The organism is Pseudomonas sp. AG1028, from assembly GCF_007993955.1.
Classification (GTDB): Bacteria; Pseudomonadota; Gammaproteobacteria; order Pseudomonadales; family Pseudomonadaceae; genus Aquipseudomonas; species Aquipseudomonas straminea.
On the sequence record NZ_VIVP01000017.1, the window covers coordinates 32,173 to 45,929 of the forward strand.

14 protein-coding genes are annotated in these 13,757 nt (G+C 65.2%); 5 read left to right on the forward strand and 9 right to left on the reverse strand.

Features of this window, described 5'->3' with window-relative positions; all coding sequences use genetic code 11:
• Positions 1-65 precede the first annotated feature (65 nt).
• The 3 genes from FB481_RS22690 (at position 66) to epsC (ending at position 3,684) form a co-directional block, all read left to right on the forward strand.
• On the forward strand, positions 66-419 hold the full coding sequence (locus FB481_RS22690) for a cytochrome c family protein (protein ID WP_256662793.1): 354 nt from the start codon (positions 66-68) through the stop codon (positions 417-419).
• Between the two features lie 104 nt (positions 420-523).
• Positions 524-2,599: a maltose alpha-D-glucosyltransferase gene (gene treS / locus FB481_RS22695; protein ID WP_372239587.1), complete on the forward strand. Its 2,076-nt coding sequence runs from the start codon at positions 524-526 to the stop codon at positions 2,597-2,599.
• A 122-nt stretch (positions 2,600-2,721) separates the two neighbouring features.
• Positions 2,722-3,684, forward strand: coding sequence for a serine O-acetyltransferase EpsC (gene epsC, locus FB481_RS22700; RefSeq protein WP_244154149.1), 963 nt, complete (start codon positions 2,722-2,724; stop codon positions 3,682-3,684).
• Between the two features lie 255 nt (positions 3,685-3,939).
• On the opposite strand, the gene FB481_RS22705 is transcribed toward epsC, so the two are convergent.
• The 9 genes from FB481_RS22705 to FB481_RS22745 form a co-directional block, all read right to left on the reverse strand.
• Positions 3,940-4,827: a metal ABC transporter solute-binding protein, Zn/Mn family gene (locus FB481_RS22705; RefSeq protein WP_147178006.1), complete on the reverse strand. Its 888-nt coding sequence runs from the start codon at positions 4,825-4,827 to the stop codon at positions 3,940-3,942.
• On the reverse strand, positions 4,824-5,726 hold the full coding sequence (locus FB481_RS22710; protein ID WP_178109923.1) for a metal ABC transporter permease: 903 nt from the start codon (positions 5,724-5,726) through the stop codon (positions 4,824-4,826). Before FB481_RS22710 ends, FB481_RS22705 begins: the two co-directional genes overlap by 4 nt.
• Entirely contained in the window at positions 5,723-6,478 is a 756-nt protein-coding gene (locus tag FB481_RS22715) for a metal ABC transporter ATP-binding protein (protein ID WP_093503244.1), read from the reverse strand. Before FB481_RS22715 ends, FB481_RS22710 begins: the two co-directional genes overlap by 4 nt.
• On the reverse strand, positions 6,475-7,401 hold the full coding sequence (locus FB481_RS22720; RefSeq protein ID WP_147178008.1) for a metal ABC transporter substrate-binding protein: 927 nt from the start codon (positions 7,399-7,401) through the stop codon (positions 6,475-6,477). The genes FB481_RS22715 and FB481_RS22720 overlap by 4 nt, the downstream gene beginning before the upstream one ends.
• Positions 7,402-7,436: 35 nt before the next feature.
• Positions 7,437-8,003 carry a DUF6162 family protein gene (locus FB481_RS22725; RefSeq protein WP_093503248.1) on the reverse strand — a complete coding sequence of 189 codons (567 nt, stop codon included), beginning with the start codon at positions 8,001-8,003 and terminating at the stop codon, positions 7,437-7,439.
• The gene (locus FB481_RS22730; RefSeq protein WP_147178010.1) at positions 8,000-8,326 is read right to left on the reverse strand and encodes a hypothetical protein; all 327 of its coding nucleotides are present in this window, start codon (positions 8,324-8,326) and stop codon (positions 8,000-8,002) included. The genes FB481_RS22725 and FB481_RS22730 overlap by 4 nt, the downstream gene beginning before the upstream one ends.
• Positions 8,323-8,868: a thiamine pyrophosphate-binding protein gene (locus FB481_RS22735; RefSeq protein ID WP_147178012.1), complete on the reverse strand. Its 546-nt coding sequence runs from the start codon at positions 8,866-8,868 to the stop codon at positions 8,323-8,325. Before FB481_RS22735 ends, FB481_RS22730 begins: the two co-directional genes overlap by 4 nt.
• Entirely contained in the window at positions 8,865-10,052 is a 1,188-nt protein-coding gene (locus tag FB481_RS22740) for a PepSY domain-containing protein (protein ID WP_147178014.1), read from the reverse strand. The genes FB481_RS22735 and FB481_RS22740 overlap by 4 nt, the downstream gene beginning before the upstream one ends.
• Positions 10,053-10,242: 190 nt before the next feature.
• On the reverse strand, positions 10,243-11,304 hold the full coding sequence (locus FB481_RS22745) for an AraC family transcriptional regulator (RefSeq protein ID WP_147178016.1): 1,062 nt from the start codon (positions 11,302-11,304) through the stop codon (positions 10,243-10,245).
• Between the two features lie 21 nt (positions 11,305-11,325).
• Here FB481_RS22745 and FB481_RS22750 point away from each other — a divergent pair, with 21 nt between their 5' ends.
• Together FB481_RS22750 and FB481_RS22755 are read left to right on the forward strand one after the other, a co-directional pair.
• Positions 11,326-11,505, forward strand: a complete 180-nt coding sequence (locus FB481_RS22750) for a hypothetical protein (RefSeq protein WP_147178018.1) — start codon at positions 11,326-11,328, stop codon at positions 11,503-11,505.
• Positions 11,502-13,532 (forward strand): NADPH-dependent 2,4-dienoyl-CoA reductase, encoded by a 2,031-nt coding sequence (locus FB481_RS22755; RefSeq protein ID WP_147178019.1) that lies wholly within the window; start codon positions 11,502-11,504, stop codon positions 13,530-13,532. The genes FB481_RS22750 and FB481_RS22755 overlap by 4 nt, the downstream gene beginning before the upstream one ends.
• Positions 13,533-13,757: the final 225 nt, after the last annotated feature.

Sequence of the window (13,757 nt, forward strand, 5' to 3'; positions counted from 1 at the left end):
CAATGACCGTTTCTGTACTGATTCACCTACCGGGCCGGCGCCTCCTGCGACACGGGTTGCTCATCGTGGCGAGCGCGCTGTTCACCCAGACGGCCCTGGCCGAAGCCGATATCGCTGCCGGCGAGGCACTGTTCAAGCGCGTCTGTGGCAACTGCCACAACGTCGGGCCGGGCGCGCGGGCGGCCTTCGGGCCCCAACTCAACGGGATTTTCGGCCGCCACGCTGGCGCCACCCAGGACTACAAGTATTCGCCTGCCATGCAGCAGGCGGACGTGGTGTGGGATCACGACACCCTGAGCGCCTTCATCAAGGATTCCGACAGCGTGGTGCCGGGCAACAAGATGCGCTTCTGGGGCATTGGCGATCAGGACAAGATCGATGGCCTGCTGCTATATCTGAAGGCTCAGCAGGATCACTGAACGGCAGCAATCAATCTGAACGAAGCCCTCACCGCTGGCTCTGAAATTGAACCAGCGGACGGCCTGGCCGTTCGCGATCCTCCCTTTCGCACCCCGGGATCGCTATGGCAGATGAACAACAGATCAACTGGCTGGTCGAGCAGTCCATGCTGCACACCGCCCGCCAACGCATGCGCCTGTATTCGGGCCAGGCCCGCCTGTGGCAGCAACCTTATGCACTGGCACGGCCGCGCAGCGTCACCGCGGTAGCTTCGGTGTGGCTGGCGGTCTATCCCGCCTCGATCATCACGTCGCCCGATGGCTCGGTACTGCAGGCGCTCGGCGACGAGCGCTTGTGGGCGGCACTCTCCGAACTTGGCGTTCAGGGCATCCACACCGGGCCGCTGCGCCGTTCGGGTGGTTTGCAGGGGCGCGAGTACACGCCCACCGTCGACGGCAATTTCGACCGGATCAGCCTGGAGATCGACCCGCGCTTCGGCAGCGAGGAAGAGTTGGTGCACCTGAGCCGTGTGGCGGCGGCCCATAACGCCGTGACCATCGACGACTCGATCCCGTCGCACACCGGCAAGGGCGCGGATTTCCGCCTGGCGGAAATGGCCTATGGCGATTACCCCGGCCTCTACCACATGGTGGAAATCGCCGAGGCCGACTGGGAGCTGCTGCCGCCGCTGCCCGAAGGCCGCGATTCGGTGAACCTGTCGCCGGCCACCGTCGATGCGCTGCGCGACAAGCACTACATCGTCGGCCAGTTGCAGCGGGTGATCTTCTTCGAGCCGGGCGTCAAGGAAACCGACTGGAGCGCCACCGGCGAGATCATCGGCGTCGATGGCAAGGTGCGGCGTTGGGTGTATCTGCATTACTTCAAGGAAGGCCAGCCGTCGCTGAACTGGCTGGACCCGACCTTTGCCGCCCAGCAGCTGGTCACCGGTGAGTCGCTGCACGCCATCGACGTGATCGGCTCGCGAGTGCTGCGCCTGGATGCCAACGGTTTCCTCGGTGTCGAGCGGCGTAGCCAGGGCAATGCGTGGTCGGAGAGCCACCCGCTGTCGCTGACCGGCAACCAGTTGCTCGCCGGGATGATTCGCAAGGCCGGCGCTTTCAGTTTTCAAGAGCTCAACCTGACGCTCGATGACATCGCCTCGATGTCCCAGGGCGGTGCGGATCTGTCCTACGACTTCATCACCCGGCCGGCCTACCAGCACGCCTTGCTGACGGGGGAAGTCGAGTTCCTGCGCCTGATGCTGCAGCAGATGCACGATTTCGGCATCGACCCGGCGTCGCTGATCCACGCCCTGCAGAACCATGACGAACTGACCCTGGAACTGGTGCATTTCTGGACGCTGCATGCCAACGACACCTACGTGTTCCGTGGGCAGAGCCTGCCAGGCAGCATCCTGCGCGAGCACATCCGCGGCGAGATGTACGAGCGCCTGACCGGCGACCACGCGCCTTACAACCTGAAGTTCGTCACCAACGGCGTGGCCTGCACCACGGTGAGCATCATCACCGCGGCGCTGGGCATCCGTGACCTGAACGCCATCACCGACGCCGACATCGAGCAGATCCGCCGCGTGCACCTGCTGCTGCTGATGTTCAATGCCATGCAGCCGGGCGTGGTGGCGCTGTCGGGCTGGGACCTGGTCGGCGCCTTGCCGCTGGAAGCCGAGCAGGTGGCCGAGCTGATCGCCGATGGCGACACGCGCTGGATCAACCGCGGCGGCTACGACCTGGTCGATCTCGACCCCGATGCGCTGCTGTCCGCCGAAGGCCTGCCGCGTTCACGCCAGCTGTACGGCAGCCTCAGCGAGCAGTTGCAGGACCCGCAGTCGTTCGCCTCCCAGGCGCGCCGGCTGTTCGCGGCGCGGCGCTCCCACGGCGTGGCCTCCAGCCGGCAGATCGCCGTGCCGGTCACCGAGCATCCCGCGCTGCTGATCATGGTGCACGAGCTGCCGGCCGGGCGCGGCATCCAAGTCACGGCGCTGAATTTCGGCGCCGAGCCGCTCAGCGAGGTGATTACGCTGGAGCACGTCGAGCCGGGCCCGGTGGTGGACATCATTCACGAAAGGCTGATGGGTGATCTGTCCGCCGATGGTGAGTTGCACATCGAGCTCGAGCCCTATGAGGGGCTGGCGCTGCGTATCGCCAGCATGGCGCCCGGTATCGCGCCCATGGACGGCTGAGCGATATGCCTTTGCGCACTAAACTCATAACCTGCGAGTAGTTGAGCGCGCCTGCGGGTGCGCCGTATTGTCCGTGTTCTGGCCGGCCGTTGGCGCCGGCCACCTGTCGAGTTGAGGTGTCGATGAACGGCGAGTTTGCCATCCGCAATGACGATGGCGCCGAGGTTGATTACTGCTCCCGTCCCGTCAACTGGGACCTGGAGCAGACCGTGGCCGGCCTGCGCGCGGCGCGTGCCGAATGGCGCAACCGCTCGGGCCGCCACACGGAACTGGGTGGCCGCGAGCTGCCTTCGCGCCAGGCCGTGGCGGCGATCCTCACGGGCCTGTGCGGGGCGCTGTTCCCCATGCGTCTGGGGCCTGCGGAGCTGCGCGAGGAAAGCGAGGATTACTATGTCGGCCATACCCTGGACCGCGCACTCAATGCCCTGGTGACCCAGGTGCGTATGGAGTTGCGTTACGCGGCGCGCCAGCGCGGTGAGTCCGGCGATGACGTGGATGGCCAGGCGGTTGCCATCGTGCGTGATTTTGCCGCCGCATTGCCGGCGCTGCGCCGCTTGCTCGATCAGGATGTGGTGGCCGCCTATAACGGCGACCCGGCGGCGCGCAGCGTCGACGAAGTGCTGCTGTGCTACCCCGGCGTGCTGGCCGTGATCTATCACCGCCTGGCGCATCATCTGTACCGCGCAGGGCTGCCGTTGCTGGCGCGCATCGCGGCGGAGACTGCCCACGGCGCCACCGGTATCGACATCCATCCGGGTGCGCAGATTGGCCACAGCTTCTTCATCGATCACGGCACCGGCGTGGTGATTGGCGAGACGGCGATCATCGGCAACCACGTGCGTATCTACCAGGCCGTGACTCTGGGCGCCAAGCGCTTCACCAGCGACGAGAGCGGCCAGTTGCACAAGGGCCAGCCGCGTCACCCGATCGTCGAGGACGATGTGGTGATCTACGCCGGCGCGACCATCCTAGGGCGTATCACCATCGGCAAGGGCTCTGTCATCGGCGGTAACGTCTGGTTGACGCGCAGTGTCGAGCCTGGGAGTAATGTGTCCCAGGCGAGCGCTGAACGCAGCGGTTGCTGATCCCTGTCACAGGAAGGTCACGGGGATCCACTAGAATCGGTACGAGACCGAAGAGAAAGAAAGGAGAAAGCGATGGACGATTATCAGGAAGAGTTGCTCGAGTCCCGTGCCCTGGAACAGGACGTGCCCGAGTTCGCCGAAGACGCCACCGAGCTCTAGGCTCGGTGAAAGGTTGGGGGCGAGCCCCGGCCACGATCAAAACAAAAGGCCCGATGCACATGCATCGGGCCTTTTTCGTTACATCGGCTGAAGTGCTTACTGGCTCAGCGCCTTGACCAGCGCATCGACGTTGCCTTCCAGCTCGGCGACGGGGTCGTCGCTGTCGGTTGTTAGCACCAGCAGCGGCACGCCGGCGGCCTGCACTGCATCAGCCACCGGCTTGGGCGGATTGCGGTGGGTCAGCACCAGGGCCACGTCATCGGCTTTCAGGGCGCCGGTCAGAGTTTTCAGGGCCTCGGCGTCCCAGTCGCGGTCATCGCGGCTGTCGCTGCTGACCAGATCCAGGTTGAGCCCGCTGATCAGGTAGTCCAGGCGATCGCTGAGGCTGTACACCGACAGGTTGTCGGCCTTGGCCAGCTCGCGCTCACTGTGGGCGTTGAGCTTGAGCAGGCGCTGCTTGAGGGCGGCCAGGTTCTGCTCGACCTTGCCCTTGGCGTCCGGCGCCAGGCGTACCAGGTCGGCAGCCATCACGTCGGCCATGCGGCCCATGTTGTTGATCGCCAGCCACGGGTAACTGGCCAGATCGTTGTCACCGGCGCTTTCGGCCTGGGTGGCGATGCCCGGCAGGGCGCCGTCCACCGGGCGGGCGGCGTCGATCTCGACGATACGGATGTTGCTGCGTCGCGCCATGGGGTAGAGCGGGTCTTCGCTCCACAGCGAGCGCAGGGCGATGGCTGCGTCGGCCTCGACGGCGACCTTTTGCAGCGCGGCGGCGCCACGCCCGGCGAAATACGATACCTGGCGGCTGGCCGGCAGATTGGCCGGTGCGGCGCGCCCGATGTGCACCTGGGTGCCGTCGAGCAGGTCACTGGCCAGGCCAAAGGTGATCGGCTGCGAAACCAGCACGGTCACGTCCTTGGCGAGAGCGAGGCCCGGCAGGCTGAGGAGCAGGGCGAGGCCCAGTTGGTGGAGTCGATGGGTCATCCCAGGTTCCCTTTCAAGCTTGGTACGACGCCGCGCGCGATGGCGGCGAGGGCGAAGGCGATACCGGCGATCATGATGATCGCGGCGCCGGAGGGGATCGGCAGATCCAGCACGATGGGCAACAGGATGCCGAGCAGCGTGCTGACGGTGGCGATCAGTACCGAGAGCCAGAAGAAGCCTTTCAGCGACTGGCTGAGCAGGCGCGCGGCGGCGGCTGGAATCACCAGCAGGGCGCCAACCAGAATCGCGCCGATGACCTTGACCGCGGCCACGGTGATCAGCGTCACCAGAATCACGAACAGGTAATCCAGGGTCTTCACCGCCACGCCGCGCACCGCGGCCAGCTGCGGGTTGAAGCTGGCCAGCATGATGCGGTTGTACAGCGGCAGCGCCAGGCCCATGACCAGGCCACCGACCACCAGCAGCACCAACAGGTCGGTGCCGTTGACGGTGAGCACCGAGCCGAACAGCACATTTTCCAGAATGTGCACGTTGATGCGCCCGGCCAGCACCAGCAGCAGGCTGGCGCCCATGGCCAGGGACACCGACAGGAACACGCCGATCAGCGTGTCCGGCGCCAGGCCCGTGCGATTGCGCAGGTAGTTGAGCAGGATGCCGAACAACAGCGCGTAGCCGAACAGCGCGCCGTAGGGGCCGGTGTAGGGCTCGCCGAGCAGGATGCCGATGGCCACGCCGGTCAGCGCGGCGTGGCCTACCGCCTCGGAAAAGAAGGCGAAGCGCTTGACCACCACCAGGGTGCCCAGGCCACCCAGCACCGGGCCGATCAGCAGGCCGGCGAGCAGGGCGTTGACCACGAAGCCATAGGCCAGCGCGGCGGGCAGGTAGCCGGATGAGGCCCAGCCCTGGATCAACAGGCGGAACTGTTCGTAGTCGATCATGGCTGGGCGGCCTCCACGGTGCGGGCATGGGTGGAGAACAGGCTGAGCAGGCGCTCCGGGGTCAGGGCTTCACCTGGCGGCGCATCGAACAGCACGCGGCGGCTCAGGCCGGTGACGCGATCGGCCAGGCGCTTGACCGCTTCCAGGTCGTGCTCAATCCACAGCACGGTCATGCCAGCGCGGCGCCAGTCGCCGAGCAGGCGCTCGAACACCTGGATCCCGGCTTCGTCGAGGGCCGACATCGGCTCGTCGAGCACCAGTAACTGTGGCGCGGGAATCAGCCCCTGGGCCAGCAGCACGCGCTGGCGCTCACCGCCGGACAGTGCGCCCATGCGCCGCTTGCGCTTTTCCAGCATGCCGACGCGGGTCAGGGCTTCGTCGATGGCCCTGGCGTAATGCTTCGACAGGCCGAGAAAGGCAGGTCGGCGCTGGCACATGGCGGCCATGAAGTCGTCGACGGTCATCGGCAGGCCGCGGTCGAACTCCAATGCCTGGGGCACGTAGCCGATGATGCCGACCTCGCCCTGCCAGGCCAGGCTGAGCGTGCCCTGGTGGGGCATCTGGCCGAGCAGGGTCTTGATCAGCGAACTCTTGCCGCCACCGTTGGGGCCGACCAGCGCATGCACGCTGCCCGGGCGCACCTTGAAGCTGACGTTGTCGAGGATCTGGGTGCGCCCCAGCACCAGGCTGACCTGCTGGAAGTCGAGGGTCGGGCCGATGGCCGCCACGCTCAGGTTCTCGGCTGCGGTCATTGGCCGGCGTCCTGGATGGCGCGCACCACGGTGTTCATGTTGTTGGCCATTTCCTTCTCGTACTTCTCGGCGCTGTATTCACCGTAGGAAATGTGCGACAGCGGGTAGAGCTTGACGCCCGACTCGCGCTGGATGGTTTCAACGTAGGTGGACGGGAAATCCAGCTCGGAGAAGATCACCTTGACGTCCAGCTCGCGCAATTGGTCGATGGTCTTCTTCAACTGGCTCGGGCTCGGCTCGATACCGTGGGCCGGTTCCACCACCGCGGTGACTTCCAGGCCGAACTCGCGCAGCAGGTAATCGTAGGCCGCATGCACGGTGGCCACGCGCAGGTCGGCGTTTGGCGCTTCGGTGAGCTGGGCGAGGGCATCGGCGCGCAGCTTGCGCAGGCGCTTGCCATAGGCGCGGGCATTCTGGGTGTAGGTCTTGGCGTTGTCCGGGTCGAGCTTGCCGAGTTCGCGGGCGATGTTGTTGACCTGGGCGATCGAGGCGCTGATCGACAGGAAGGTGTGCGGGTTGACCACCTTGCCGGCGCCACGAGCAGCGATGCCGGTGGCGGCCAGCAGCGGCACGTTGGCATTGGCCTCGATCACTTCGATATCCGGCTTCTCGCTGGCGGCGATCATGCGGTCGGCGAAGTCGTCATGGCCAACGCCGTTGAGCACCACCACGTCCAGCGAGCCGATACGCTTGATGTCCTCGGCCCGCGGCTCGTAGGCGTGGGGGTTGAAGCCGGCCGGAATCAGCGGCACCACCTCGGCCTTGTCGCCGACGATGTTGCTCACGTAGCTGTAGTAGGGGTGCAGGGTGATGCCGATGCGCAGCTTGGCATCGGCCGCGCTGGCAGCGCCGAGCAGCAGCAGGGCGCCGATGCTCAGGCGTGATAACAGAGCGCGTGCGCGGAAAAGGCGGGAAATGGGCATGGGCGGGCGGTCTTCTGTCGGATGAGTCGGAGGTGTCAGTGGCGATGTTGCCGGGTCACACCTGCGTCGTACTGGGAGGCGATCTGCTGCCAGCCGGCAGCGATCAGGGCCGGCGCATCGAGGCTGGCGGGCGCGCTGGCGGTGTTGCGATTGAGCCACACGTCGGCCTGCTCTCCTTCGGCGTCGAGGCGCATGAGCAGGGAGCCGGCGACGTCCAGCGCCTGGCTGGCACCGAAGTAGGCGGCCTCGTCACCGGGCAGCAAGTGCCACTGATGGCTGCCGCGGCTGGTGGCGCTGGCGTCGCTTACGAACGGCGGGAAGCCTTCGTCGGCCAGCTCGGCGGGGCTCAGCAGGGGCTGCTCTTCGTCGCGGCGAATGCGGATTTCGTCGGCGGCCACGCGCAGGTCGGCATAGATGCCCTGTTCGGCGGCAGTCAGGTCGCGGCGGGCATCGATCTGGTGACTGGCGATGGCGGTTTCGCTGTCCGTTTCGCCATGCCAGGCGACCACCGAGCCGGCCACCAGCACGATGACCAGGCACAGGACGAGCACGTAGAGGGTTTCATGACCGGCACCGGCGGGGCGTACGATCTGAACCGTCATGGAGTCTCGATTTCCGTGTGATCGATTTCGACGATATGACCGGGGCCGGCGTCGAACAGCACGTAGAACTCGCCTTCGGGTTTCTTGAAGGTCAGGGTCGAGTCGTCGGCCAGTTTGCCGGGCACCAGGATGCTCTCGTCATAGCCGATCACATCCAGGGTCACGCCGGCAGCGCCGCTGCCATCGGAGAAACCGCCGGTGCAGCGGATGTTCTCGGCGTCGACTTCCTCGCACTGGCACATCGGGTTGTGGGCCATCGCCAGGCCGCTGACCGACAGCAGGGCGATACCTGCGACGCTGCGCAGAACGTTGGGCTTGATCATGGTTTGCCTCCTTGTTGTTTCTGCAGCCACGCGACGGTGGATGGGGATGCCAGTTCGAGCGGTACGGCGGCCTGATGCACGGAGCCGTCCCAGCCCTCCATGGTGATCCACAGCTCGGCGTCGGGCTTGGTGCGTGGCGGTAACGGCACGGTGGCGCCCATGCGGTAGGCGCTGCCGAAGAAGATGCCGCCGGCGGCGCGCAGGCTGCGGGGCTTGCCGATGCGCAGGTAGGTGGCCTTGACCTGGCTGCTGCATTCCCTGCAAAGCGCACCGGTGAAGGTCTTCATGTAGCCGGCCGGGCCGTCGAGCTCCGGTGGCGCGGCGCGAAATTCGGCCAGGGTGATCGACCAGGGCCCGACCGGTACTTCGCCGACCGTGCGCTCGCCCAGGCCGCTGGTGCCGCGAAACAGCGCCACGTCGTGGAAATAGCGAGGCATGAAGCCCAGTGGAATGAGCACCAGCAGGATGTTGATGTGGAAGCGCCACTTGTGCCAGAAGCGACTCAGCGACGAGGCGGGTTGTGCTGCCATGGCCTTGCTCATGCCTGAACCTCCCCGTTGTCGCTTGCGGTTTGCGGCTCACGCACCCGCGCCGGGCGCTTGATCACCTTGGCGGTGGCCAGGGCGGTGCGCTTGGTCCAGATCAGCAGGCCGCTGAGCACCATCATGCTGAGCACCAGGCCGAAGAAGAACCAGATCATCTTCACCCACAGGCCGCCGAAATCGCCGGTGTGCAGCGGGCGCATGGATTCGGTGACGAACTCCAGCTTGGAGCGATCCTCGAGCAGGCGCTGCTGCGCCACTTCGCCGGTGTAGGGGTTGATCGAGGCGCTCTGCATCATCAGCGGGTACCAGCCGCGCCCGCCCACGGAGATGTGGTCGTAGGCGTTGCTGGGCAGGCGGGTGAAGCTGACGTCCAGGCTCGGAACCTTGCCGATGGCTATGCGCGCGGCTTCGTCCACGTCGAGCATCGGGATCGGCTCGCCGGGCCGCACGATGGGCACGTCTTCGCGGGCGACCACGGCGGGCACGCCTTCGGTGGAGATGGAAATCTGATTGTCGAACAGGATCGCCTGGATCAGGAACCAGATGCCGGTGATCGACACCACGGCGATGAACCAGATTGACCAGATACCGCTCAGGCGGTGGAAGTCGCCCCAGAAGATCCGCGCGCCCTGGTTGAAGCGCAGGCGCGGCTTGAAGAAGCCCTTCCAGAATTTCTTGTAGACCACGAGGCCGGTGATCAACGACAGCAGCATCGGGATGCCCATCATCGACACCAGGTACCAGCCCCAGCTGAAACCGTTGGTGAAGGGCACCAACCACCAGCCGTGCAGAGCGCGGGTGAACTGGCGGAAGTCGAACTCCGGGCTCACGCCCTGGATGGCGCCGGTGTAGGGGTTGACGTAGATGGTCGGATTGCTGCCGTCCGGGTAGCTGACCCGCGCGGTGAGGGCGAAGTGCGATTCGTCCGGGCGGGTGATGGACTGCACCACCAGATCCGGCTCGGCCTTCTTGATCTCGGCCAGCACCTGGCCGAAGGTCAGCAGCTCGGCATCGTCGGAGGGCTTGCTGGCGCGTACGTCGGGGTTGGCCAACCAGACGATTTCCTGACTGACCACCGCCAGGGTGCCGGTGACGCAGACGATCAGCACGAAGAACCAGATCGGCAGGGCGAGCCAGCTGTGCACCAGAAACCAGATTTTTGAACGCGACTTCTTGGACATGAATATCAGTCTTGTCTGTGCGCCGCCGCCACTAGCACGGCAGGGCGATTTTGGTACGAACGACGCTTCGCCAACCGGTCGGCAGCGAGGCGCGTTAACCGACGACTGCGGCCAGTGGCACGCACCCAGCGGTCAGTTACTTGTTAAGACGAATGAGAAGCCTAAAACCCGCAGCTGCAAATGAAAATAGTTATTTTATAGATTCGGATGTGCTGTTGCCGGTTTGCCGATAGACGCGGCGCATTTCCCCGGGCGTTTGTTGGAGCCAGCGCTTGAAGGCGCGCTGGAAAGCTTCGGCAGAAGCGAAGCCGAGCAGATAGGCGATTTCCCCGAACGACAGCTCGGTGTCGCGCACATAGGCAACGGCCAGATCACGCCGGGTTTCATTGATGATCGAGCTGAAACGCGTGCCTTCTTCGGCCAATCGGCGACGTAACGTCCAGCTCGGCAATTGCAGCTGACGGGCGATATCGTCCATGTCCGGCTCGCGGCCATGCAGGCGTGGGCCGATCAATTGAATGACCCGGTCACGCATGCTTTTCGGCTGCATCAGGCGTTCGAGCGCTTGCTCGCAAAGTTGTAACAATTCATGCCAGGTGCCGGGGCAATGAATGGGGTTGCGCAGATTGAGGGTCTGCTGATCGAGGCGCAGGCCGTTGAAGTCGGCTTCGAAGAGAGGAGTGCAGCCAAACTCCAGCGGATAGCGTTCGGCGTACTCAGGTGCGCTGAATTCCAGCTGTAGCGCCTGGGCGATCAGCGGCGTGCGCGCCAGGGCGCCCATTTGCCGTAGCCAAGCGGCCAGCACGGTGTCGACCACGAAGCGGTTGTAAGCGTTGTACGGGCCGATGGAGTGAAAGCGCAGCCAGGCGCCGCTGCTGTCTTCCTGCAGGCTGGAGCGGCCCCGGTAGTTGGAGGCATAGAGCGCCTCGAAACGGATCAGCGTGCGGGCCGCCTCACGTACGGTAGGCGCCTGGGCTGCGGCGATACCGGCCAGCCCCAGGCGATGCAGGTAGGCAAAGCGGCCCATCACCAAGCCCAGGGCCGGCTCACCAGTCAGCACGACGGCGGCATGGCCCAGATGCATATAGCGGGGAATCGATAGCCGCGCCCGCGGTTCGGCCAGCCGCGCGGCGTCGAAACCGTAGTGCTCGAGCAGTGGTTGCGCGGCGTGGCCAAGGTGCTCGATGGCATCGGCCAGGCTGTGCAGGTAGCCAACGGAGAGATCGCCCAGGCGAATGGCGGCAGGTTTCATCAAAGTAAGGCGCTGGAGGAGATGCGCCAGCGTAGCCTGGTCGCCGGCGAGCTGCCAGCGGCGCTGTTAGACATGATCATTAATTTGTTATTTACGATCATTGAGCAGGTGCATCTGCTTCACTATCGTCTGTGCCATACGACCGCTGCCCGCGCAGGCTGCGGCAATTCCGTGACCAACGCCGATGGACTGACACCATGACCGCCTACCCGCACCTGCTCGCACCCCTGGATCTGGGCTTCGTGACCTTGAAGAACCGCACCCTGATGGGTTCCATGCACACTGGCCTGGAAGAGAAACCGGGTGGTTTCGAGCGTATGGCTGCGTATTTCGCCGAGCGCGCCCGCGGCGGCGTCGGCCTGATGGTCACCGGCGGCATCGCGCCGAACGAGGAGGGCGGCGTATACGCTGGCGCGGCCAAGCTGAGCACGCCTGAGGAAGCCGACAAGCATCGCATCGTCACCGAGGCGGTGCATAAGGCGGGCGGGCTGATCTGCATGCAGATCCTGCACGCCGGGCGCTATGCGTATAGCCCCAAACAGGTGGCGCCAAGCGCCATTCAAGCACCGATCAACCCGTTCAAGCCTCAGGAGTTGGACGAGGCGGGCATCGAGAAACAGATCGCCGACTTCGTCAATTGCTCGTCGCTGGCCCAGCAGGCCGGCTATGACGGCGTCGAGATCATGGGTTCCGAAGGCTACTTCATCAATCAGTTCCTGGTCGCCCACACCAACCAGCGCACCGATCGCTGGGGCGGCAGTTACGCCAACCGCATGCGCCTGCCGGTGGAGATCGTGCGCCGGGTGCGCGAAGCGGTCGGCCGCGACTTCATCATCATCTATCGCCTGTCGATGCTCGACCTTGTCGAGGGCGGCAGCACCTGGGACGAGATCGTGACCCTGGCCAAGGCCATCGAGACGGCCGGCGCCACCCTCATCAACACCGGCATCGGCTGGCACGAGGCGCGCATCCCGACCATCGCCACCAAGGTGCCGCGCGCGGCGTTCACCAAGGTCACCGCCAAGCTGCGCGGCGAGGTGAAGGTCCCGCTGATCACCACCAACCGCATCAACACTCCGGAAGTGGCCGAGCAGGTGCTGGCCGAAGGCGATGCCGACATGGTGTCCATGGCGCGGCCGTTCCTGGCTGACCCCGAGTTCGTCAACAAGGCCGCCGCAGGCCGCGCCGACGAGATCAATACCTGCATCGGCTGCAACCAGGCATGCCTGGACCATACCTTCGGCGGCAAGCTGACCACCTGCCTGGTCAACCCGCGCGCCTGCTATGAAACCGAGTTGAACTACATTCCTACCGCCACGGTGAAAAAGATCGCCGTGGTCGGCGCCGGGCCTGCCGGCCTTGCCGCTGCCACTGTGGCTGCCGAGCGTGGCCATAGCGTGACCTTGTTCGATGCTGCGGGCGAAATTGGCGGGCAGTTCAACGTGGCCAAGCGCATCCCGGGCAAGGAAGAGTTCTACGAGACCCTGCGCTACTTCAAGCGCAAGCTGGAGACCACGGGCGTCGAGCTGCGCCTGAACACCCGGGTGAGCGCTGCGGATCTGCTCGCCGGCGGTTTCGACGAGGTGATCCTGGCCACCGGCATCGTGCCGCGCACGCCGGCCATCCCGGGTGTCGAGCACGCCAAGGTGATCAGTTACCTGGACGCCATCCTGGGGCGCAAGCCGGTTGGCCCGCGCGTTGCGGTGATCGGTGCCGGTGGCATCGGCTTCGACGTTAGCGAATTCATCACCCACGCCGGGCCTGCGACCAGCCTGGATCGTGAAGCGTTCTGGAAGGAGTGGGGCATCGACCTGGCCCTTGAAGCCCGCGGCGGCGTCGCCGGCGTGCAGCCGCAGGTCGAGCCGGCGGCACGCCAGGTGTTCCTGTTGCAACGCAAGAAAAGTAAGGTCGGCGACGGCCTGGGCAAGACCACCGGCTGGATCCACCGCGCGGGCCTGAAGAACAAGCAGGTACAGATGATTAACGCCGTCGAGTACCTGCAGATCGACGACCAAGGCCTGCATATCCGCGTCGGCGAAGGTGAGCCCCAGGTGTTGCCGGTAGATACGGTGATTCTCTGCGCCGGCCAGGAGCCGCTGCGTGAACTGCAGGACGCGCTGGTCGCGGCTGGCCAGTCCGTGCACTTGATCGGCGGCGCCGACGTGGCTACCGAGCTGGATGCCAAGCGCGCGATCAACCAAGGGTCGCGGTTGGCGGCGGAGCTCTAGGAACCTGTTCGCGGTCTTGTTGGGCGACATTAAACAGGCTGCTGCAAGGCCGAAACGGTCGTTGAGCATGTAGGAGGGGCGTTAGCCCCGAGCTATATTGGTGTGCGCAAAGAGCTCGCGGCTAAAGCCGCTTGTATGGTGATACTCGAAGGGGTGGTGGGACGACAAAGCCAATTCTGACTGTTCGCAGCAGTACAGACGGTAGGAGACCTCGCCCCACCCCTT